Genomic DNA, 22,065 nt, shown 5'->3' on the forward strand with positions numbered 1-22,065 from the left:
CTGTTGTCGGCTGATGCCGTCAGCCGGCGCCGGTTTTTTTAACCATGACCGCCTAGAAGCCTGCCGCCATGCGTCCTGCCCGTGCCTTGATCGACCTCCAAGCCCTGCGTCACAACTACCAGCTAGCCCGTGAAGTCACGGGGGCCAAGGCCCTGGCGGTGATCAAGGCCGACGCTTACGGGCATGGCGCGGTGCGCTGCGCCGAGGCCTTGCAGGAAACCGCTGACGGTTTCGCGGTGGCGTGCATCGAAGAAGCCCTGGAGCTGCGGGCCGGTGGGATTCGCGGGCCGATCCTGCTGCTGGAAGGTTTCTTCGAGGCCGATGAACTTGCCTTGATCGTTGAGCACGACTTCTGGTGCGTGGTGCATGCATTGTGGCAGCTCGAAGCGATCGAGCGCGCGACGCTGGGCAAGCCGATCACGGTCTGGCTCAAGCTCGATTCGGGCATGCATCGGGTCGGCCTGCACCCGGACGATTTCCAGCCGGCGTATCGTCGTCTGCTGGCCAGTGGCAACGTGGCGAAGATCGTGTTGATGAGCCACTTTGCCCGCGCCGATGAATTGCATGACCCTAGCAGCCTGCAACAATTGGCAGTATTCGAGCAGACCCGCCAGGGCTTGATGGCAGAGGTCAGCCTGCGCAACTCGCCAGCGGTGCTGGGCTGGCCGCAGATTCCCAGCGACTGGGTGCGGCCCGGCATCATGCTGTACGGCGCGACGCCTTTCGAAGAAGCCAATGCCGTTGCTTCACGCCTGCAACCGGTCATGACGCTGGAATCGAAAATCATCAGCGTGCGTGAACTTCCCGCCGGCGAGCCCGTGGGCTATGGCGCACGCTTTGTCACGGCGCAACCGACCCGGGTCGGCGTGGTCGCCATGGGGTACGCCGACGGCTACCCGCGCCAGGTGCCCAACGGCACGCCGGTACTGGTGGATGGGCAGCGTAGCCAACTGGTCGGGCGGGTATCGATGGACATGCTGGCCGTGGACTTGACCCATATTCCCCAAGCCGGGCTTGGCTCAACCGTGGAGCTGTGGGGCAAGAATGTCCTCGCCAGTGACGTTGCGAAGGCTGCCGACATGATCCCCTACCAGATTTTCTGCAACCTGCGACGGGTGCCAAGGCTCTATTCCGAGGGCTGACCCCCAGCGTGACCTACCGAAAGTCGCTTCACCGCACAGGATTCGGGCCAAGGTGTTGTAAATACTGAACGCTGTCGCCATGATAACGCTCACTTTACACATAACCTGATTCCCTGGAGGCTCCAGCATTGGACGTCGGTGAACGACTGCAATCCATTCGTAAACTCAAAGGCCTTTCCCAGCGTGAACTCGCCAAGCGCGCGGGCGTCACCAACAGCACCATTTCGATGATCGAGAAGAACAGCGTGAGCCCCTCGATCAGCTCGCTGCGCAAGGTCCTTGGCGGGATTCCCATGTCCATGGTCGAGTTTTTCTCCGAAGAAATCCTCCAGGAGAAACCGACCCAGATCGTCTACAAAGCCAACGAACTGATCGACATCTCCGATGGCGCCGTGACCATGAAACTGGTGGGCAGGGCGCATCCGAGTCGGGCGATTGCTTTCCTGAACGAAATCTATCCGCCTGGCGCCGACACCGGTGACGAGATGCTCACCCATGAAGGCGAAGAAACCGGAATCCTGGTGGAAGGGCGGCTGGAATTGGTTGTCGGCGCCGAAACCTTCGTGCTGGAGGCGGGCGACAGCTACTATTTCGAGAGTACCAAGCCCCATCGTTTCCGTAATCCGTTCGACGTGCCGGCGCGACTGATCAGCGCAGCCACACCGGCCAATTTCTAGAAGAAGAGGCGCCGAACCCGCAGGGCAAAGGCGCTCGAAGGTTGGGCTGTCATGACAAACAAGACCCTTGCGACTTTGGGGTTGTTTCGGAGTGACAGGCTTACCGCTATACTTGCGCCCGCCTGCAAACCGTGGCCGCAGGCGTGACTAGCCACCATTGAGGGTGTACGCGTGAACCTAATTATGAAAATGCTGGCTGCACCAGCAACCGTATTGGCCCTATGGGCTGCGAGCGCTCAAGCGGCGCCGACCGATGATATCGCCAAGCGCCTTGAACCCGTCGGCCAGGTTTGCGTCCAGGGCAAGGAATGCAAGGGCATGGAAGTGGCTGCCGCGGCGGGTGGCGCTGGCGGTGCCAAGGCGCCAAAAGACGTCATCGCCAAACATTGCAACGCTTGCCACGGTACCGGCCTGCTGGGCGCTCCGAAAATCGGTGACAAGGCTGCCTGGAAAGAACGCGCCGACCACCAGGGCGGCCTTGACGGCATCCTGGCGAAGGCCATTACCGGGATCAATGCCATGCCGCCTAAAGGCACCTGCGCCGATTGCACCGATGATGAACTCAAAGGCGCCATCAAAGAGATGTCCGGCCTGTAACAGGCATTCATCTTCCGCAAAAAAGCCGCTTACGAGCGGCTTTTTTGTGCCTGGGATTTTTTCCGGACTGGTCATCGCAACCAAGACCCGGCAAGCTCGGTCCAACCCACATTCATGGAATGTCCCGGAGGGTCGGATGGTGCAGTTGTGTTCAATCGAACAGGCGGTGGATGACGTACTCGAGCGTCTGCCCGCGCATATCCACCTCGGCATGCCCCTGGGGCTGGGCAAGCCCAACCTGTTCGCCAACGCGCTTTACCAGCGCATTGCGCAAATGCCCGAGCGACAGCTGACCATTTACACAGCACTGAGCCTGGGTCGGCCGAGCTTGGGCGACGGGCTGCAGAAGCGCTTCCTCGAGCCCTTTGTCGAACGGGTCTTCGGTGATTATCCAGAACTCGATTACCTCGCCGATCTGCAGCGCGACAGCCTGCCGGCCAATATCCGCGTCCAGCAATTCTTCATGCAGCCCGGCAGCCTCCTGCACAGCGCTTCGGCCCAGCAGGACTATGTCAGCAGCAACTACAGCCACGCCGCCCGGGATATCAATGGGGCTGGCTTGAACCTGATCGCGCAACTGGTGGCGAGCGACCCGGAACATCCGGATCGCTTGAGCCTGAGCTGCAACCCGGACATCACCCTGGACCTGTTGCCGATGATCGCCAAGCGGCGCGAGGCGGGGGAAACCATTCTCATGGTGGGCCAGGTCCACAGCGATTTGCCCTACATGCCCGGCGATGCGGAAATCGGCATCGATGGCTTCGACCTGTTGATCGATGAGAAGGACAGCCACACGTTGTTCTCCACGCCGAACATGCCGGTGGGTTTCCAGGACCATTTGATCGGCCTGCACGCCAGCACCCTGGTGCGCGATGGCGGTACGTTGCAGATCGGCATCGGCTCCATGGGCGACGCGTTGACGGCGGCGCTGTTGGCGCGCCAGGCCGATAACGCCGGTTACCAGGCCCTGCTGGCGGACGTGAACCTCAGCCAGTGGGCGCAGTTGATCGAGCGCGAGGGTGGGGTCGAGCCTTTCGCCAAAGGGTTGTACGGTTGCAGTGAAATGTTCGTCAACGGTTTGCTGGTGCTGGCGGAGGCCGGGATTATCCGGCGCAAGGTCTACCCTGACGAACCGACCCAGGAACGGACCATCGCCGGAACCCTCGACGAAGCGGCGCAACCCGACGGCATCTGCATCCACGGCGGGTTCTTCCTCGGCCCGCGCAGTTTTTACGAGCGCCTGAGGGAGTTGCCGCAGAGCCGCCTGCTCGAATTCAACATGACCCGCATCAGCTACATCAACGAGCTGTACGGCCAGGAACCGCTCAAGCGCTTGCAGCGCCTCGATGCGCGTTTCATCAACACGGTCTTCACCATGACCCTGATGGGCGCCGGAGTGGCGGACCAGTTGGAAGATGGGCGGGTGCTCAGCGGTGTAGGTGGGCAGTACAACTTCGTCGCCCAGGGCCATGCGCTGGTAGGGGCGCGCTCGATCCTGCTGTTGCGCAGCTGGCGGGAGTCGGGCGGGGTGGCCAGTTCGAATATCGTCTGGGAATACGGCCATTGCACGATTCCCCGGCACCTGCGAGACATCGTGGTGACCGAGTACGGCATCGCCGACCTGCGGGGCAAGACCGACGCGGCGGTGATCGAGGCGTTGCTGAATATCAGCGATTCGCGCTTCCAACCCGGCCTGATCGAGCAGGCACAAAATGCCGGTAAATTACCGAAGGATTTTCGACTTGATCCACGGTTCGCCGACAACACGTCGGAGCGTCTACAGGCGATCCAGGCGCGGCATCCCAACCTTTTTCCGGAATACCCGCTGGGTTGTGATTTCGACGGGATCGAGCGCGACTTGTTACGGGCTCTGAACTGGCTGAAGAGCAAATTCAAGCTCACCGAGATCCTGGACCTTGGCAAGGCCGCCCTGGATGCGCCGGAGCCCTGGGAATATGCCGGGCATCTGGAGCGGATGCAGTTGACGAATCCCGAGGGGCTGAAGGAGGAGCTGTATCAGCGGCTGTTGCTGGCGGGGCTCAAGGCGACTGCGCCATAACGGCCGATCCACCCCCTGTGGGAGCGAGCTTGCTCGCGATAGCGGTGTATCAGTTACCCGAAATGTGTCTGACAGGCCGCTATCGCGAGCAAGCTCGCTCCCACAGAGGGTAGGGCGTGATCAGTCGATAAAGGTCACGACCCCACCCGCCAGCGACTTCACCCGAGCCAACGACTCGACGCGATAGCCCTGGGCATCCAATTCCGCACGGCCGCCCTGGAACGACTTCTCGATCACGATCCCCAGCCCGGCGACGGTGGCGCCAGCCTGCTTGATAATGGAGATCAGCGCCTGGGAGGCTTTGCCGTTGGCCAGGAAGTCATCGATGATCAGCACGCGGTCGCTGCTGGTCAGGTGACGCGGGCTGATGGCGACGGTGCTTTCGGTCTTCTTCGTGAACGAATACACCGTCGCGGACAGCAGGTTTTCCGTCAGGGTCAGCGACTGTTGCTTGCGGGCAAAGATCACCGGCACGCCAAGGTTCAGCCCGGTCATGATTGCGGGGGCAATGCCCGAGGCTTCGATGGTGACGATCTTGGTGATGCCCGAATCCTTGAACAGTTCGGCAAACTCATCGCCGATCAGCTTCATCAACTGCGGGTCGATCTGGTGGTTGAGAAACGCATCGACCTTCAGGACCTGGTCGGACAGCACAATGCCTAGCTCGCGGATTTTCTGGTGCAGGGCTTCCATGAAGCCTCCTCTGATGACGCGTTCAGCGCCTGAAGTCGTTGAGAAAAAGTAGTCTAGCGCTTCAACATCGCGCGTATATCCGCCAGGGCATTGTTGCCGCGAACGGCTTTGACTTCCGTCGGCGTGTCGTCGTTGCCTTCCCAGGCGAGGTCGTCCGGCGGCAGCTCATCGAGAAAGCGGCTGGGGGCGCAGTCGATCACTTCGCCGTACTGCTTGCGCTTGGCGGCGAAGGTGAAGGCCAGCGTCTGGCGCGCCCGGGTGATGCCGACGTAGGCCAGGCGCCGTTCTTCTTCAATGGTGTCGGCCTCGATGCTGGAGCGGTGCGGCAGGATTTCTTCTTCCATGCCCATGATGAACACATAGGGAAACTCCAGGCCCTTGGAGGCGTGCAGCGTCATCATCTGCACCCCTTCGGCGCCGTCTTCCTCTTCCTGCTGGCGTTCGAGCATGTCCCGCAGCACGAGCTTGCCGATGGCGTCCTCGACGGTCATGTCGCCGTCTTCGTCTTTTTCCAAGGTGTTCTTCAACGCCTCGATCAGGAACCAGACGTTGCTCATGCGGTAGTCGGCAGCCTTGTCGCTGGAGCTGTTGGTGCGCAGCCAGTTCTCGTAGTCGATGTCCATGACCATGCTGCGCAGCGCCGAGATCGGATCTTCCCCGGCGCATTGCTCGCGGACCTTGTCCATGAAGCGCTTGAAGCGCGCCAGGCGGTCGGTGAAGCGGCTGTCCAAATGTTCGCCCAGGCCGATTTCGTCCGTGGCGGCGTACATCGAGATCTTGCGCTCGGTGGCGTAGTTGCCGAGTTTCTCCAGGGTGGTCGAGCCGATTTCCCGGCGCGGCACGTTGATCACCCGCAGGAAGGCGTTGTCGTCGTCCGGGTTCACGATCAGGCGGAAGTAGGCCATCAGGTCCTTCACTTCCTGGCGGCCGAAAAAGCTGTTGCCCCCCGACAGGCGATAGGGAACCTGGTGATGCTGCAGTTTCAGTTCGATCAGCTTGGCCTGGTAGTTACCGCGGTACAGGATTGCAAAATCGCTGTACGGCCGATCGGTGCGCAGGTGCAGGCTGAGGATTTCCATGGCCACGCGCTCGGCTTCGGCGTCTTCGTTGCGGCAACGGATCACGCGGATTTCGTCGCCGTGGCCCATCTCGCTCCACAGTTGCTTTTCGAACTCGTGGGGGTTGTTGGAAATCAGCACGTTGGCGCAGCGCAGGATGCGGCTGGTGGAGCGGTAGTTCTGCTCCAGCATCACCACTTTGAGCGACGGATAGTCTTCCTTGAGCAACATCAGGTTTTCCGGCCGCGCGCCGCGCCAGGCATAGATCGACTGGTCGTCGTCGCCCACCACGGTGAACTGGTTGCGTTTGCCGATCAGCAACTTCACCAGCAGATACTGGCTGGCGTTGGTGTCCTGATATTCGTCCACCAGCAGGTAGCGGACCTTGTTCTGCCATTTTTCAAGAATGTCGGCGTGGTCCTGGAACAGCTTGACCGGCAGCAGGATCAGGTCGTCGAAGTCCACCGCGTTGAACGCCTTGAGCGTGCGCTGGTAGTGGGCGTAGACGATGGCGGCGGTCTGCTCCTTGGGATTGCGGGCATTTTCCAGGGCTTCGGGTGGCAGGACCAGGTCGTTTTTCCAGGCGCCGATCATGTTCTTGATCTCGTCGACGCCGTCGTCGCCCGAGTATTCCTTCTGCATGATGTCGGTCATCAGGGCCTTGACGTCGGTCTCGTCGAAAATCGAGAAGCCCGGTTTGTAGCCCAGCCGCGCGTGTTCCTTGCGGATGATGTTCAGGCCCAGGTTGTGGAAGGTGCAGACGGTCAGGCCGCGGCCTTCGCCGGCGCGCAACAGGCCACCGACCCGCTCCTTCATTTCCCGGGCGGCCTTGTTGGTGAAGGTCATGGCGACGATGTACTGGGCGCGGATGCCGCAGTTCTGGATCAAATGCGCGATCTTGCGGGTAATCACGCTGGTCTTGCCGGAGCCTGCACCGGCGAGCACCAAAAGAGGGCCGCCGACATAGTTCACGGCTTCTTGCTGCCGGGGATTGAGTCGGGACATGACAGAGTCAGGGAGTCGTTTGCGAAATGGGCCGGCATTTTAACAGGCTCTGAGAATTGTGCTGCCCTGTCCGACTTGTGACGCTGTCCATCATCTCCATTTGCCGCTTTTGTCACTTTCCCTCAGGATGCGGACAGAATTTAGGTCTAACGTTCGTTTTTGGATGAATAAACGCTCAAAAGCGGGTGTTTGAGAACCATTGGCATTGGTGATTGCCCTTTGGCGAGTCATAATGCCCCGCGCCTACCACCTTGCAGAGTCTAGGGAGTCAGCTTGTCTACGCCTGTCGAACCCTTGCGTTTGCTGTTGTTGGCCGAAACGCCTGAGTGGTCTGCGATATTGCGCGAGTGCCTGGCGCCCATGGGAGCCTCGGTCGTGTTGATCAGCGCTCCGAGCTGGGAATCGGTCAGCAGCCTGTTCGAAGACAACCGCAACGCGGTGCTGCTGACTGTTGCGTCCCTGCAGCCGGCGCCGGGTCGCTGTCGTCTGCCGACGGTCCTGTTGCTGGAGCATGAGCCTTCGACTTCCCCGGATGGTGTCAGCGACTGGTTGGTGCGTGATGTTCTTGACGAGGCGACGTTGCGCCGTTGCCTGCGCCATGTGCGCGAGCGGGGGGTGCTGGAAAATACCCTGCAACGACTCGCCGAACAGGACCCGCTGACCGGCATCGCCAACCGTCAGGGCTTCCAGACCCTGCTGGCGGCGCGCCTGGCTGAAAACGAAGGTCGTGGCCTGGCGCTTGGTCACCTGGACCTCGATAATTTTCGTCACGCCAACGATGCCCTCGGGCACCAGGCCGGTGATCGGCTGATCCTGCAAGTGGTCTCGCGGCTCAAGGGCTCGCTTGAGGCCGGTGATCAACTGGCGCGGCTGGGCAGCGACGAGTTCGCCCTGCTGATCGATACCCGCCGTGCGCCCCAGCGCGCGGAGTGGATGGCCGAACGCATCACCGAGGCCATGGCCGAACCCTACTGGGTGGATGGCGAAAGCCTGTTGATCGGTTGCAGCCTGGGTATCGCCCATGCCCGCGCCCAGGCCGGTGCCGATCCCTTGATGTGGCACGCCCACATCGCCATGCAGCAAGCCAAGAGCACACAAGGCTGCACGTTTCATATCTTCAATGAACGCATCAATCGCAATGCCCGCAGCCTCGCCGACCTGGAAAGCGAACTGCGCCGGACGCTGCGTCGCGATGAACTGGAGTTGCACTACCAGCCCCGGTTGAATCTCGATGGCGGCCATATCGTCGGCCTCGAAGCGCTGGTGCGCTGGCGTCACGGCGAGCGTGGCCTGCTGCCACCGAGTGAATTCGTGCCGCTGGCCGAGCAGAGCGGCTTGATCGTGCCGTTGGGTTACTGGGTGATTTCCCGGGCACTGCGGGATATGCAGGATCTGCGCGAACGCGGGCTGGCGCCGCTGCACATGGCGATCAACCTGTCATTCCGGCAGTTCCAGGACAGCCAACTGCTGCCGACCCTGAGTCGATTGATCGCCGAGCGGGGCGTCGAGGCCCAGTGGCTGGAGTTCGAACTCACCGAAACCGCCGTCATGCGCCGCAGTGAACTGGTCAAGCAGACCATGGATGCGCTGGGGCGCCTGGGGGTACGGTTTTCCCTGGACGACTTCGGCACCGGGTTCTCATCGTTCGTACACCTCAACAGCCTGCCGATCGCCTTGCTCAAGATCGACAAGAGCTTCGTCGGCGGCATGGAGCAGCGCGAAGAGAACCGCAAACTGGTGCACGCGATGATCAACCTGGCCCATAACCTCAACCTGGAAGTGGTCGCCGAAGGTGTGGAAACCGCTGAACAACTGGACCTGCTGCGTGGCTTCGGTTGCGATCAGGTGCAGGGGTTCCTGATCAGCAAGCCGTTGCCGCTGGGGGAGTTGGTGGAATACCTGACGTTCGGGGGGGATCAGCAGTCCACGCACGAAATCGTGGTCTGACTCCTTTCCCTTGTGGGAGCGAGCTTGCTCGCGATAGCGGTGTGTCAGTCAAAATCGATGTGACTGAACCACCGCTATCGCGAGCAAGCTCGCTCCCACAGGGGGATGAGTTTCATTTGGCCGGGATGGCTTCGAAACCGGGCTGCCCCGGCTCACGGCGAATCATCCGCTTCATCTTCCATTCGAACGCCAGCGTCAGGCTCACCGCCGCGCAGGCCAGCCCGAGGGCCAGGCCCCACCAGACGCCAGTTGGCCCCCAGTGCAAATGGAACGCCATCCACCACGCGGCTGGCGCGCCAATTAGCCAATAGCAACCCAGCCCCACCAGGAACGTAGTCTTGGCGTCTTTCAATCCGCGGATACAACCCATGGCAATGGTTTGCGTGCCGTCGAACAGTTCGAACCAGGCCGCCACGGCCAGCAGGCTCACTGCCAGGTTGATCACTTCGCGGAACGCCGGGTCGTTGTGGTCCAGGAACAAGCCGATCAGTTGGTGAGGCAACAACCAGAACACCATGGCAAATGCCAACATCGCCGCCGCGCCGAAGCCAATCCCGACTCGCCCGGCCAGTCGCGCCATCGGCAGCTGGCCGGCGCCGTAGTGCTGGCCGATGCGCATGGTGATGGCGTACGACATGCCCGCAGGCACCATGAACGCCACCGAGACGATTTGCAGCGCGATCTGATGGGCCGCCAGTGGCGTGCTGCCCATGGTGCCCATGCAGAGGGCGGCGAACGCGAACAACCCGACTTCCACCGCGTAGGTGCCGCCAATCGGCAGGCCGAGGCGCCACAATTCCTTGAGGTACTGGCGATTGGGCCGTGACAGGCCAGCGAGCAATGGATAGGCCCGGTAGGCCGGGTGCCGGTGGATGTGCCACGCCAGCGCCAGGGCCATGCTGTTGGCGACGATGGCCGTGACCAGGCCGATCCCCATCAAGCCGAGTTTCGGCAAGCCGAACATGCCGGTAATGAGCGCGTAGTTGAGCAGGAAGTTGGCCACCGTGCCGCCGAGGCTGATCACCATGACCGGCGTGGCCCGGCCAATGGCGCTGGTGAAACCGCGCAGGGCCATGAAACTGAGGTAGCCGGGCAGGGCGAACGGCAGCGCCAGCAGGAGCTGTCCAGCGGACAACACATTGGTTTCGGTCTGGCCGAACATCAACAGCACCGGCTTGAGGTTCCATAACAGCAGGCCCGCCATCAGCGCCATCAGCCAGGCCAACCACAAACCGGCCTGGGTCAGCCGAGTGGCGCCTTCGATGTCGCCCGCGCCTTGGCGGATCGCGACCAGGGTGCCCACCGCCGCGATCACGCCGATGCAGAAAATCGAGACGAATGAATAAGTCGCCGCCCCGAGTCCCCCACCGGCGAGGGCTTCAGGGCTCAGGCGCGCCATCATCACGGTGTCGGTGAGGACCATCAGCATGTGCGCCAACTGCGAAGCTATCAACGGCCCCGCCAGCCGCAGGATGGCCCAGAGTTCGGTACGCGCTGGATGCTGCATGATCATCACGCTCCATGTTCAACAAGGCAGTAAAGCGTTGATTCTCGGCGCTCGCCGTGGTTTGCACAAAAGGATAAATCCGATTGCTGGCATGATTAAAACTCATGCTGGAACGATCTTCTGATAGGGTTCAAAAATCGCTATAGGAGCTTTCCCAATGTCTCGTCGTCTTCCTCCTCTTTATGCATTGCGGGCATTCGAAGCGGCGGCGCGATACAGCTCGTTTACCCGGGCTGCCGAAGAGCTGTCGATTACCCAGAGTGCGGTGAGCCGACACATCCGCACGCTCGAAGATCATTTTGCCTGCCGGCTGTTCCAGCGCAGCGGCCGCAACCTGCAGTTGACCGAAGCGGCGCGCCTGTTGCTGCCGGGCGTGCGGGAAGGCTTCATGGCCCTTGAGCGGGCTTGCCATACGTTGCACGGTGATGACGGCATCTTGCGCATGAAGGCGCCATCGACCCTGACCATGCGCTGGTTGCTGGCACGGTTGAGTCGTTTCCGGCATCTGCAGCCTGGCAACGAGGTGCAATTGACCAGTGCCTGGATGGACATCGACTCGGTGGATTTCAACACCGAACCCTTCGATTGCGCGGTACTGCTGGGTAACGGGCACTTCCCTGGGGATTGGGAGGCCAGTTTGTTGTTCCCCGAGGAATTGATCCCGGTGGGCGCGCCGAACCTGTTGAACGATCAGCCTTGGGACGTGGCGCGCCTGGCCAGTGCGGAGCTGCTGCATCCCACGCCGGATCGTCGGGACTGGCGCAATTGGCTGCAGCGCATGGGCCTGGCCGACAAGGTCTCGCTCAAGGGTGGCCAGGTCTTCGACACGTTGGAACTGGGCATGATCGCGGCGGCCCGAGGTTATGGCGTGTCCATGGGCGACCTGTTGATGGTGGCCGAAGACGTCGCCCAGGGCCGCTTGAGCCTGCCATGGCCGACGGCGGTCGCGAGCGGCGAGCACTACTATCTGGTCTGGCCGAAAACCCGGTCGGGCGGTGAGCGCTTGCGTCGGCTCAGCGATTTTCTCCAGGGCGAGGTCAAGGCCATGCAGCTACCCGACGTGGAGCGCCTGGGCTGAATCGTTGAAGCCTTGGCGCCGGTTGTTTGGCATTTATCCTTCCGGATCGCTCAAGTATTAGGGTTTGCTGCCGAATCCGTGGACATAGAACCTTCGTTCAGAAAGGGCCAATTCATACCTTAACGAATAAGATGCCGAGCGTGCGACGTGATCAGGACGATCCGGTCTCTCGGCCAGGAGCCGTCATGTCTCAACCCCGTGCCCGAATCGCCTCACAGCTTGGCCTTGCCCTAGCCGTGATATTGGCGGTCGTGATTTCCGGCAGTACCGTCTTCGCCCTGCGTTCGTTGGACACTGCCAACCTGTCCACCCGTGAAGAGCATCTGGCCAGCGAAGCGCGCCTGATGGCCGATCAGCTCAACACGTTCCACAGCACCTTGCGCGAGAGCACCCAGCGGTTGGCCGGTCTGTTCGAAAAGCGCTTCAGCGCGGGCTTGAGCGTGCATGCGGACCAACCGGTGACGGTGGCGGGCGTGCAGACGCCGGGCTTGAGCCTGGGCGGCGAAGTGTTGAACAACAACTTCAAGGAAGTGGACGACTTCAAGACGATGACCGCCGGGGTGGCCACGGTGTTCGTGCGCAGCGGCGACGACTTCATCCGCGTCAGCACCTCGTTGACCAAGCAGGACGGCACGCGCGCGATCGGCACCGTGCTTGACCGCGCCGGCCCGGCTTATGGCCCGGTCATGGCGGGCCAGAGCTACATCGGCCGTGCCTTGCTGTTCGGACGCTACTACATGTCGCAATACACGCCCGTGCGCGACAGCAGCGGCAAGATCATCGCCGTGTTGTACGTAGGCTTCGACTACACCGATGCGCAGAACGCCCAGTTCGAAAACCTCAAGCGCTTCCGTATCGGCCAGACCGGCTCCCTGGCGTTGCTGGACGAGCAAAACAAATGGCTGGTGCCGCCAGCGGGCGTGCAGGCGCTGGACAAGGCCACCGCGACCATCACCGACTTGGTCAAGAAACCAGGCAAAGGTGCGTTCTGGGAAGACACCGCAGAAGATTTCTACAGCGTTGCCGTGCCGTTTGAAGGTGGGCCGTGGGCGGTCGTGGCGAGCATGCCGAAAGCCGAGATTCGTGCCGTGACCTGGAGCGTCGGCACGCAACTGGCAATTGGCAGCCTGCTGGCGATGTTGTTGGCGGTCGGCTCGGCGATGTGGTTGTTGCGAAGCAAATTGGCGCCGCTCGGGGATCTGGTGCGCCAGGCCGAAGCGCTGGGCGCCGGCGACTTGAGCGTGCGGCTGAACGTGTCGAGCCACGATGAAATTGGCCAACTGGCCCGTGCCTTCAACCAGATGAGCCAGGCCTTGTCGACCATGGTCGAGCACATCCGCAAAGCCTCCCAGGAGGTCAATAGCCGTGCCCAGGCGCTGTCGGGCTTGTCCAGCGGCGCGTATGAGGGGATGGAGCAGCAGTCCGGTGAAATCACCAGCATGGCGGGCGCGGTTGAAGAATTCAGCGCCACGTCCCTGGACATTGCCGACAACATGGGCAATACCCAGCGCCTGGCCCAGGAAAACGCCCAGCAAACCAAGATCGGTCGCACGTCGATGGACGAGGCTTCATCGTCGCTGGAGCAGATCGCCGGCGCGTTGAACAGCACGGCCACGGTCATCAACACCCTGGGCCAGCGTTCCCAGGAAATCGGCGGCATCGTTGGCGTCATTACTTCCATCGCCGAGCAAACCAACCTGCTGGCCCTGAACGCCGCCATTGAAGCTGCCCGCGCGGGTGAGCAGGGCCGTGGTTTCGCCGTGGTGGCCGATGAAGTGCGCAGCCTGGCCTCCCGCACTCGGCAGGCGACCGATGAAATTTCAGGGATGATCCAGAGCATCCAGCAGGAAACCGGCAACGCCATCAGCACCATGGAGCAGGGCAACCTGTTGATGCAGGAAGGCCTGTCGCGCAACGCCAACGTCGCCTCGGCCCTGGCGCGTATCGATGAGCAAAGCCGCTCCGCCGGCCAGCAATTCGCGGCGATCACCACCGCCACCCAGGAGCAGAGCAGCACCGCGACGTTGCTCAGCAGCAACCTGCAAAGCATTGCCATGGCCAACAGCGAACAACGGGAAGTGGTTTCGAACCTGGCGATCACCGCCAAGGAACTGGAAACACTGGCGCAGGACCTGCGCAAAGAGGTTGATCGATTCCGCTGAAGCCTCTGCAACCAGCGCGAGCAAGCTCCCCTGAGATCAGTGTGGGGGAGCCTGCTCGCGAAGGTGGCGTTCCAGCCACTTCTCTACTCACTGACCCACCGCCTTCGCGAGCATGCCCGCTCCCACAGAAGCTCCATTCGTGTGAACTTTACTTTTTAAGGAAATTGCTGTTTTTAAGCTTGCTGAAACGTTTCTTCAAGTCTATAAAAACCGCACAACTCCAATAAAAGGTCACGTCCATGACTCCGTTCAAACTCCTCGTTACCCTTGGCGCCCTGGGCGCTGCCTCCCATGCCCTGGCTTGGGATTACGTCCTGTTGGACACCGATAAAGCTGCCCAGCCCTGGAAAATCACCAGCGAACAGCTAGGCGTGAAAACCGGCAAGCCGTTCTCCGTGACGATGCGCACCCTGCACGGCGGTCGGCAGGAAGGCGTCAGCATCGTCGACATCGACAACGGCGCCCTGAAGCTCTCGGTCGTCCCGACCCGAGGCATGAACGTGCTGCAGGCTTCTGTCGGCAATGTGCGCATGGGTTGGGATTCGCCAGTCAAGGAAGTGGTCAATCCAGCCTTCATCGAACTCAACGGCCGCGGCGGCCTGGGCTGGCTGGAAGGTTTCAATGAACTCGTCACGCGCTGTGGCTACGAATGGGTTGGCCATCCGGGCATGGACAACGGCGAGCTGCTGACCCTGCATGGTCGAGCTGCCAATATTCCAGCCAATAAGGTCACCCTGCACATCGATGAAAAACCGCCCTACGCCATCACCCTGCGAGGCGAGTTGAAGGAGCAGGCGTTCAAGAAAGTCGATTTCTCGGTCCAGACCGAACTGGTCTCCGAGCCTGGCAGCGTGACCTTCGCGCTCAACGACACGCTGACCAACAACGGCGATTACCCGAAGGAATACCAGGCGCTCTACCACAGCAATTTCAGCACGCCCTTCCTGGAACAGGGCGCGCGTTTCGCAGCGCCGGTCAAGCAGGTCTCGCCGTTCAACGACAAGGCCAAGGGCGACCTGAAAGATTGGACGACCTATCGAGCCCCCACCAAGGATTACGACGAAACCGTCTACAACGTCGTGCCTTACGGCGATGCCAAGGGCGACACGTTGACGGTGCTGCACAACAAGGCCGGCAGCCTTGGCGTCTCGGTGGGCTTCAACACGGCCACGCTCCCGGTGTTTTCCCTGTGGAAAAATACCGATACCCAAGGCCAGGGCTACGTGACCGGGCTTGAGCCGGGCACCAGCTTTTCCTACAACCGCCACTACCAGCGCCCGCTGGGGCTGGTGCCGACCATCGCCCCGAAAGAGCGCAAGCAGTTCCAGATCCACTACAGCCTGTTGGCGGACAAGGCGGCGGTGGACAAGGCCCTCAAGCGCATCGACGACATCCAGGGCGATCGCAAAACCGAAGTGCGGGATGCGCCGTTGGTGGACCTGAGCAAACCATAAGCTGTTTCAGGCCGTGGTCGGCCGATACTGCAGCGCTTCGGCCAGGTGTTCCCGGCTGATCCGCTGCACATGCTCAAGGTCGGCCAGGGTCCGGGCGACCTTGAGCAGGCGATGAGCGGCTCGCAACGACAGGGTCAGTCGTTCGCAGGCGGTTTCCAGCCAGGCTTCGTCGGCGGTGGAGAGTTTGCAATGCTGGCGCAAGCCCGGCAGGTCCAGGAATGCATTGGCGCAACCTTGGCGTATTTGCTGGCGCTCCCGGGCTTCGGCCACCCGCTCGGCCGCGGTGGCCGTGTCGCCACCGGGTTCGCCTTTCGGATTCAGCGCCGTGGCCTCCCGTGCAACGGTCAGGTGCAGGTCGATGCGATCAAGCAAGGGGCCGGACAGTTTATTGCGGTAACGCTGCACCATGTCGGGCGTGCAGGAGCAACGGCCACTGGGCTCGCCGAGGTATCCACAGGGACAGGGATTCATTGCCGCGACCAGTTGGAAGCGCGCCGGGAAGCGCACGCGGTCGCGGGCCCGGGAAATCACAATGTGACCGGACTCCAATGGTTCCCTCAGCACTTCTAGCACCTTGCGGTCGAACTCCGGCAGCTCATCCAGGAACAGGACACCATGGTGGGCGAGGGTGATTTCCCCCGGTTGTGGCTTGGATCCGCCGCCTACCAGCGCAGGGCCGGAAGCCGAGTGATGCGGCTGGCGAAACGGACGTTGCGGCCAATGGCTCAACGGCACGCAGCTGGCCACCGACTGGATGGCTGCGACCTCCAGGGCCTCGCTTTCGGCCAGTGGCGGCAACAGCCCTGGCAAACGGCTCGCCAGCAGAGTCTTGCCGGTGCCCGGTGGGCCGCTGAACAACAGGTTATGAGCGCCCGCTGCGGCGATCAGTAGCGCGCGCTTGGCACCTGCCTGCCCTTGGACTTCGCTGAGATCGGGGTACGGCCTGCTGGCCGAGAGCAGCCCGTTGGAAACAAAGGGCTCGACGGGTGTGTGGCCGTTGAAATGCGCCACCGCTTCGAGCAGATGATCCACGGCGATCACTTTCAACCCCGAGGCCAGGCAGGCCTCCTCGGCATTCGCTCGCGGCACCACCAGCATCCGCCCGGCCTCCCGTGCCGCCAGTGCTGCCGGCAGAACGCCGCGTACCGGTCGCACGGCGCCGGACAACGCCAGCTCACCGAGGCACTCGACGTCGTCCAGCATCAGCGTTGGCACCTGCACGCTGGCGGACAGGATGCCAAGGGCAATCGCCAGGTCGAACCGCCCGCCGTCCTTGGGCAGGTCCGCCGGTGCCAGGTTAAGGGTGATGCGTCGTGCCGGAAAATTGAGTCCCGAATTGATGATCGCGCTGCGCACCCGGTCCTTGCTTTCCTTCACTGCTGCCTCTGGCAGGCCGACCATCGTCAACGACGGCAAGCCATTGGCCAGATGAACTTCAACGGTAACGGCGGGAGCCTCCACCCCCACCTGGGCGCGGCTGTGGACAATGGCGAGCGACATGAAGCGGTCCTTGAGACGAATAGGATGCCGCGTCCTGCGGCTCCTTAAGGCTAGTCGGGGAAACCAGCACATGAGCGGTCATTCGATGGGGAAATCTTCGCAGGATATTACCGAGGCGCCGGCCCCATCCCGGGATAAGCGTGGCCCGGGCGAGGCCTCTGCTAAGCTGGATTTGTCTGATCGACACCGGGCGGGATCAACGCACAGAGAGGATGTGACCCATGGACGATCTGTTGGCGTTGTTGACCGACAAGCGCTTCATGCCCCACGGGCATTGCTACATGTGGCGGCCTGACCTGCTGTGGACCAATGTGATCGCCGACGGTTTGATCACCCTGTCCTACGTCACCATCCCCTTCACCCTCCTGTACTTTATCCACAAGCGCAAGGACGTACCGTTTGATTGGATGCTGGCGGCCTTTGGCGTGTTTATCCTGGCCTGCGGGACCAGCCACGTGATGGAGATCCTGACCATCTGGCAGCCCTATTACTGGCTGTCGGCGCTGGTCAAGGTGATCACCGCGATTGCCTCGGTGATTACCGCGATCCTGCTGGTCCGGCTGGTACCGGCAGCCCTGAAGATCCCCAGCCCGCAGCAATTGGCCAGGGTCAACGACGAGTTGCGCGAGGCGCAGGCCGAACTGGTCACGACGGCGCGCCGGGCCGGCATGGCGGAAATTGCCACCAACGTGCTGCACAACGTGGGCAACGTGCTCAATAGCGTGAATGTGTCAGCCCAGGTCCTGTACGAGAAGGTGCATACGTCCAAGGGGCCATCGGTGGCCAAGGTCGTCCAGTTGATGAAGGAGCATCCCGATGACCTCGGTGACTTCATCAGCAGCGACCCGAAGGGGCGCGCGCTACCCGATTATCTCGACAAGCTGGCCGACGCGCTGGCAATCGAGCAACAGGGCATGATCGCCGAGCTGGCGCAGTTGACCCGCCGGATCGACCACATCAAGGAAATTGTCGCCACCCAGCAGTCCTACGCCGGCAACGCCAGCGTCCTGGAACCGGGCTCGTTGCGAGAGCTGGTCGAGGACGTGGTGCGCATTTGCGATGTGTCCCTGGCCCGCCACCACATCACGCTGATCAAGGAATTCAGTGATATCCCGCAAATGCCGCTGGACAAGCACCGAGTGCTGCAGATCCTGGTCAATCTGATCAACAACGCCAAGCAGGCGCTGGACGCGGGAGCGAACCGGCCGCCGCAGATTGTCCTCCGCCTGAAGGTCGTTGACGAGGGGCGCGTGCGGGTCGAGGTCGAGGACAATGGCGAGGGGATTTCTCAGGACAATCTTGCGCGGGTGTTCGAGCACGGCTTCACCACGCGTGTCGACGGTCACGGTTTTGGCCTGCACAGCTGCATCCTGGCTGCGCACGAGATGGGCGGTGATCTGATCGTGCAGAGCGCCGGGCCGGGCAACGGCGCACTGTTTACCCTGGAGCTGCCGCTGGCACTGACCCCGGACCCATCTCAGCGGGCGGCGGATGGTTGATAGGTCCTACACCTCCCTCAGCAATTGATCGGCGATACGAATACTCAACGCGGCACCTGTCAACGTGGGGTTCACGCAGGACGATGACGGCATCACGCTGGTGCCGGCGATAAACAGGTTGGCGTGGTCGTGGCTGCGGCAGTCGCGGTCGACCACTGAATTTTTCGGATCGTCGCCCATGATCGTGGTGCCCATGATGTGCTGACGGTTCTGGAAGTTGACGTCGGTACTGACGATGTCGGCGTCGAGCAGGTGGGCGAACTGCTTGAGGTCCTCCAGGGCCTTTTCCTTGCCTGCGTGCCAGTAGTCGGGAACGCTGTAGTAGATCTCCGGTACCGGCAGGCCAATCGCGTCGAAGCGAGTCTTGCTCGGGGTAACGCGGTTTTCCGGCAGCGGCAGGGTTTCGAAGTCCACCGCCCAGTTCAGCGAGCGCGCCGACTGCAGGCGGATCTGTTCGTCGAGCCTGGAGCCCAGCACACCCTTGGCGATCAGGTTGGTGGTGATCTGCGAGGTTGGCACCGTGTTGCGAACCTTGATCTTGTAGCTCGGGTAGTCCTTGCGGAATGCGCCGTCGCGGCTGTTCAGGTAGACCAGCAACTGGGTCGGTCCCTCGCCGGGCCACATGTCCTCCTTGGCCATCACGTTCATGCTCACCCCGGTGTGGTCCATCAGGTTGCGGCCGACCTGATCGGAAGTATTGGCGATGCCATTGGGGTATTTCTCGGACGTGGACATCAACAACAGCTTCGGCGATTCGATGCCATAGGCCGCCAGCACGAAGTACCGGGCGGTCAGGCGATGCTGGGTCTTGTCCGGGCGCATGTACCAGATCGCGGTGATCTTGCCGTCGTTGCCGGCCTCGATCCTGTAGACCACCGAGTTGTCCAGGACCTTGGCGCCATGGCGCTCGGCCTCGTCGATATGCATCGAGCCGTCGTATTTGGCGGCAATCGGACAGACCGGGTTGCAGTTGTTGTTGCCCGCGCATGGCGGGCGCTTGCCATAGGGGCGGGTGGCGCGGCCATTGGGTTCGAGGATCGGATTGTAGCCGCCCTTGCTCAACAGGCTCGAGAGGCGCTTGAACATATAACTCGGCTTCAGGCCTTCCATTGGGTAGGGAATCGAGCGCGGTGGATAGGCCGCGCCGCCCTGGCCGCTCTCATCCTGGCCGTCGACCCCGGACACGCCCAGCTCGGTCTCGGCGCGGGCGTAGAAGGGTTCCAGTTCGTCATAGCTGATCGGCCAGTCGCGCCCGCGCCCGTAGAGGGAGTTGAGGCGGAAGTCATTGGGCAGCATGCGCCACAGCGAGGAACCGAAGTGCCAAGTGGTGCCGCCGACCACGCGCAAGTAGGAAGTGTTGTACTTCACTGGGCCGACTTGCTGCAGATAATCGCCGTAGGTGGAAGGTGCATGAGGCAGGCTCGGATAGGGCGAACCGGCGCCTTGCAGTTTGGCATTGGCCAGTGAGAGCTTGACCGGCGCATTGCGGAAGGTCTCGACGATATCGCGGCGGTTCACCCGAGGACCTGCTTCGAGGACGATCACGGATTTGTTCGCCTTGGCCAGTTCGCTGGCAATCAAGCCACCCATAACGCCGGAGCCGATGACGACGACATCGGCATCGTAAACAACGCTGCTCATAGTTTGAAATCCTGGGTGTCGGCTGGCTTGGCGCCCCAGGAGTCGGGGCCACCGCCGTAGGTTGGGATGATGAGGATGCCGTGGGTCGGGCGATACATCAGCGCCTCGGAGTAGCTGATCAGTTCGGCATCGGCGAGCTCGCCGACGATGCCCAAGTACCAGGCCGAGATGATGCTGGTCGCGGTCGCCTTCAGCGATGCGTCAGGGCTGACCTGGGCCAGGTATTCATCCACATGCTTGAAGCCCTGCTCGTCGATCAACTGTCTGAGGGCGCCGACATTACCGCGGAAGTTCGGTGCGCGTCGGCTCAGGGCGCGGTAGTAACGTGCCGCCAGGACCGGGTTGACCGGGCGGCTGGTGAGGAATTGCGACAGGGTGATAAAGTCCCGGTCGTCCTCGGCCGTGGCCATCGCTGATTGCCAGGGGCCGAGGCCACTGACCAGGGCCGCCAGGCCCAGTGTGACCGAACCGCGCAGCAGGCTGCGGCGGGAGAACCCGTCGGTGGGGGCGGATGAAATGGGCATGTGCTTGTCCGTCATCGAAGTTTCCATTGCTCAGGCCCCCTGTCGCTGGCGACGAGTCTTGCGTCTGTAAAGCGCCAGGAGGATCAGCAGGCCGAGCACGATCATTGCCGGTACGCTGTACCCTGCCAGCATGGCAATAGGAGCCTTGGGTCCACCTTCACGTACCTGCGCCACATCGGCGGCGGTCACGCTCAGTCCGGCATTGCCATAGCGGGACAGGACATAGTTGCTGACATCGGCGATCTGTTGGTCGTCGAGACGATCAGTGAACAGCGCACCTGGACCGAAGGCCGGCATATCGATTGCCACACCGTCGACTTCGCGATGCACGCCGTAGACGATGGTTGCGATCAGGTTGTCGCGGCGGCTGGTCGCGGTGTTGTGAAACAGCGATGGATACTCGCGAGTGCCCTGGCCATTGGCTTGGTGACAGTTGGCGCAAGTGCCGCTGAAGATGTGCCAGCCTGGATTGTCTTGCGGATTGCCGCCGCGCAGGTTGAGTTCGTCGTTCGAGGCCTGGCCGAAGGTATGGCGGGCCTGTTGCTCGCCGGTAGCAATCGGTGTGGTCTGCAGCAGGTAGGCCGCGATGGCCTTGAGATCATCTTCGCCAAGGTACTGCAGGCTGTTCTCGACCGCTTCTGCCATGGGCCCGGCAGCTTGCGCCTTGCCCTCTACATGGCCGCTGCGCAGGTAGGCAACGAGCTCATCGCTCGACCAGTCCCCAATCCCGCTGGTCTTGTCCGAGGTGATGTTTGGTGCATACCAAGCGCCCAGCGAGCCACCGGAAAGCGCTTTTTCATTATCCGCTGCCATCAGGGCATTGCGCGGGGTATGGCAGGTGTCGCAATGGGCCAGCGCATTGACCAGATAGTCGCCTCGATTGACCTGCGCGGACTTGCCCGGATCTGCCACGAAGCGTTTCTGGCTATGGAACAGGGCGTTCCAGCCGAGCATCGCGGCGCGGATATTGAACGGGAAGTCGAGCTCGGTCTTGGGACTGGGTGTGTCCACCGGTGCCACCTCTTCCATGAAGTACTGGTACAGGGCGGCGACGTCGCTGTCGGTCATCTTTGCGTAGGAGGTGTAGGGCATCGCCGGGTACAGGCGGGAGCCGTCCGGGGTCACGCCATCGCGCACGGCGCGGGCGAAGTCTGCCTGAGTGTATTGGCCGATGCCGGCGGTCCTCGAAGGGGTGATGTTGGTCGAATAGATGACGCCCATTGGCGAGTTGAGTGGATAACCGCCGGCAAAGGGCTTGCCGCCGATGGCGCTGTGGCAGGCCACGCAATCGGCTGCCACCGCCAGTCGCTTGCCTGGGGAGGCGTGGGTGTCGAGCGTCTCGCCGTGGGCCGTCAGGCAGACCGTCATCAGGGCCAGACACCCTGCGAGCATATTCCTCACGAGCTTCGCCTTGCGCACGTCGGGCAATGGCTGGGCCATCCTCTGCGGATGCATGTGTAACTCCTCACGGTTGGGTTTCGACGCGCGTTTTTTGATTTTCTATTAATAACGCTTTGATGTC

General features: G+C 61.9%; 17 protein-coding genes and 1 pseudogene. 11 read left to right on the plus strand and 7 right to left on the minus strand.

From position 1 onward, the window contains the following. Positions 1–68: 68 nt before the first annotated feature. The 4 genes from alr (at position 69) to Q7C33_RS04645 (ending at position 4,475) form a co-directional block, all read left to right on the plus strand. Entirely contained in the window at positions 69–1,142 is a 1,074-nt protein-coding gene (alr, locus tag Q7C33_RS04630; RefSeq protein ID WP_407682917.1) for an alanine racemase, read from the plus strand. A 128-nt stretch (positions 1,143–1,270) separates the two neighbouring features. Beyond that, positions 1,271–1,819: a cupin domain-containing protein gene (locus Q7C33_RS04635; protein WP_030138196.1), complete on the plus strand. Its 549-nt coding sequence runs from the start codon at positions 1,271–1,273 to the stop codon at positions 1,817–1,819. Between the two features lie 183 nt (positions 1,820–2,002). Then, entirely contained in the window at positions 2,003–2,416 is a 414-nt protein-coding gene (locus Q7C33_RS04640; RefSeq protein WP_309475726.1) for a c-type cytochrome, read from the plus strand. Between the two features lie 136 nt (positions 2,417–2,552). Next, on the plus strand, positions 2,553–4,475 hold the full coding sequence (locus Q7C33_RS04645; protein WP_407682918.1) for an acetyl-CoA hydrolase/transferase C-terminal domain-containing protein: 1,923 nt from the start codon (positions 2,553–2,555) through the stop codon (positions 4,473–4,475). A 120-nt stretch (positions 4,476–4,595) separates the two neighbouring features. Here the strand turns inward: Q7C33_RS04645 and Q7C33_RS04650 are convergent, their stop codons facing one another. Together Q7C33_RS04650 and rep are read right to left on the minus strand one after the other, a co-directional pair. Further along, positions 4,596–5,168 (minus strand): xanthine phosphoribosyltransferase, encoded by a 573-nt coding sequence (locus Q7C33_RS04650; RefSeq protein ID WP_030138190.1) that lies wholly within the window; start codon positions 5,166–5,168, stop codon positions 4,596–4,598. Between the two features lie 53 nt (positions 5,169–5,221). Then, a complete protein-coding gene (gene rep / locus Q7C33_RS04655) occupies positions 5,222–7,231 on the minus strand; it encodes a DNA helicase Rep (RefSeq protein ID WP_030138189.1) in 2,010 nt (669 codons plus the stop codon). Positions 7,232–7,504: 273 nt separating this feature from the next. Here rep and Q7C33_RS04660 point away from each other — a divergent pair, with 273 nt between their 5' ends. After that, positions 7,505–9,178 (plus strand): putative bifunctional diguanylate cyclase/phosphodiesterase, encoded by a 1,674-nt coding sequence (locus Q7C33_RS04660; protein ID WP_407682919.1) that lies wholly within the window; start codon positions 7,505–7,507, stop codon positions 9,176–9,178. 112 nt (positions 9,179–9,290) lie between these two features. Here the strand turns inward: Q7C33_RS04660 and Q7C33_RS04665 are convergent, their stop codons facing one another. Next, positions 9,291–10,685, minus strand: coding sequence for a NorM family multidrug efflux MATE transporter (locus Q7C33_RS04665; protein WP_407682920.1), 1,395 nt, complete (start codon positions 10,683–10,685; stop codon positions 9,291–9,293). Between Q7C33_RS04665 and Q7C33_RS04670 the strand changes: the two genes are divergently transcribed. The 5 genes and pseudogenes from Q7C33_RS04670 (at position 10,684) to Q7C33_RS04690 (ending at position 15,379) form a co-directional block, all read left to right on the plus strand. Then, on the plus strand, positions 10,684–10,809 hold the full coding sequence (locus tag Q7C33_RS04670) for a hypothetical protein (protein ID WP_258648517.1): 126 nt from the start codon (positions 10,684–10,686) through the stop codon (positions 10,807–10,809). The two genes, Q7C33_RS04665 and Q7C33_RS04670, sit on opposite strands and share 2 nt — an antisense overlap. Positions 10,810–10,842: 33 nt before the next feature. Beyond that, the gene (locus Q7C33_RS04675) at positions 10,843–11,763 is read left to right on the plus strand and encodes a LysR substrate-binding domain-containing protein (RefSeq protein WP_030138186.1); all 921 of its coding nucleotides are present in this window, start codon (positions 10,843–10,845) and stop codon (positions 11,761–11,763) included. Between the two features lie 344 nt (positions 11,764–12,107). Next, a pseudogene (locus Q7C33_RS04680) lies at positions 12,108–13,022 on the plus strand (Cache 3/Cache 2 fusion domain-containing protein); the annotation flags it as partial. Between the two features lie 180 nt (positions 13,023–13,202). Further along, positions 13,203–13,925: a methyl-accepting chemotaxis protein gene (locus Q7C33_RS04685; protein ID WP_442095322.1), complete on the plus strand. Its 723-nt coding sequence runs from the start codon at positions 13,203–13,205 to the stop codon at positions 13,923–13,925. Positions 13,926–14,164: 239 nt separating this feature from the next. After that, positions 14,165–15,379, plus strand: coding sequence for an aldose 1-epimerase family protein (locus Q7C33_RS04690; RefSeq protein ID WP_407682922.1), 1,215 nt, complete (start codon positions 14,165–14,167; stop codon positions 15,377–15,379). Between the two features lie 6 nt (positions 15,380–15,385). On the opposite strand, the gene Q7C33_RS04695 is transcribed toward Q7C33_RS04690, so the two are convergent. Then, positions 15,386–16,879, minus strand: coding sequence for a YifB family Mg chelatase-like AAA ATPase (locus Q7C33_RS04695; protein ID WP_407682923.1), 1,494 nt, complete (start codon positions 16,877–16,879; stop codon positions 15,386–15,388). A gap of 221 nt (positions 16,880–17,100) precedes the next feature. On the opposite strand from Q7C33_RS04695, the gene Q7C33_RS04700 reads away from it, so the two are divergent. Further along, a complete protein-coding gene (locus tag Q7C33_RS04700; protein WP_323154095.1) occupies positions 17,101–18,378 on the plus strand; it encodes a sensor histidine kinase in 1,278 nt (425 codons plus the stop codon). Positions 18,379–18,384: 6 nt separating this feature from the next. On the opposite strand, the gene Q7C33_RS04705 is transcribed toward Q7C33_RS04700, so the two are convergent. The 3 genes from Q7C33_RS04705 to Q7C33_RS04715 are packed head-to-tail and all read right to left on the minus strand — an operon-like array spanning position 18,385 to position 21,998. Further along, positions 18,385–20,019, minus strand: a complete 1,635-nt coding sequence (locus Q7C33_RS04705; protein WP_323154096.1) for a GMC family oxidoreductase — start codon at positions 20,017–20,019, stop codon at positions 18,385–18,387. After that, the gene (locus Q7C33_RS04710; RefSeq protein WP_407682924.1) at positions 20,016–20,543 is read right to left on the minus strand and encodes a sugar dehydrogenase complex small subunit; all 528 of its coding nucleotides are present in this window, start codon (positions 20,541–20,543) and stop codon (positions 20,016–20,018) included. Before Q7C33_RS04710 ends, Q7C33_RS04705 begins: the two co-directional genes overlap by 4 nt. Positions 20,544–20,573: 30 nt before the next feature. Then, complete coding sequence (locus Q7C33_RS04715; protein ID WP_407682925.1) at positions 20,574–21,998, minus strand: cytochrome c; 1,425 nt, start codon at positions 21,996–21,998, stop codon at positions 20,574–20,576. Positions 21,999–22,065: the final 67 nt, after the last annotated feature.

The organism is Pseudomonas sp. BP11-1-1, assembly GCF_052112105.1.
Lineage (GTDB): Bacteria > Pseudomonadota > Gammaproteobacteria > Pseudomonadales > Pseudomonadaceae > Aquipseudomonas > Aquipseudomonas alvandae.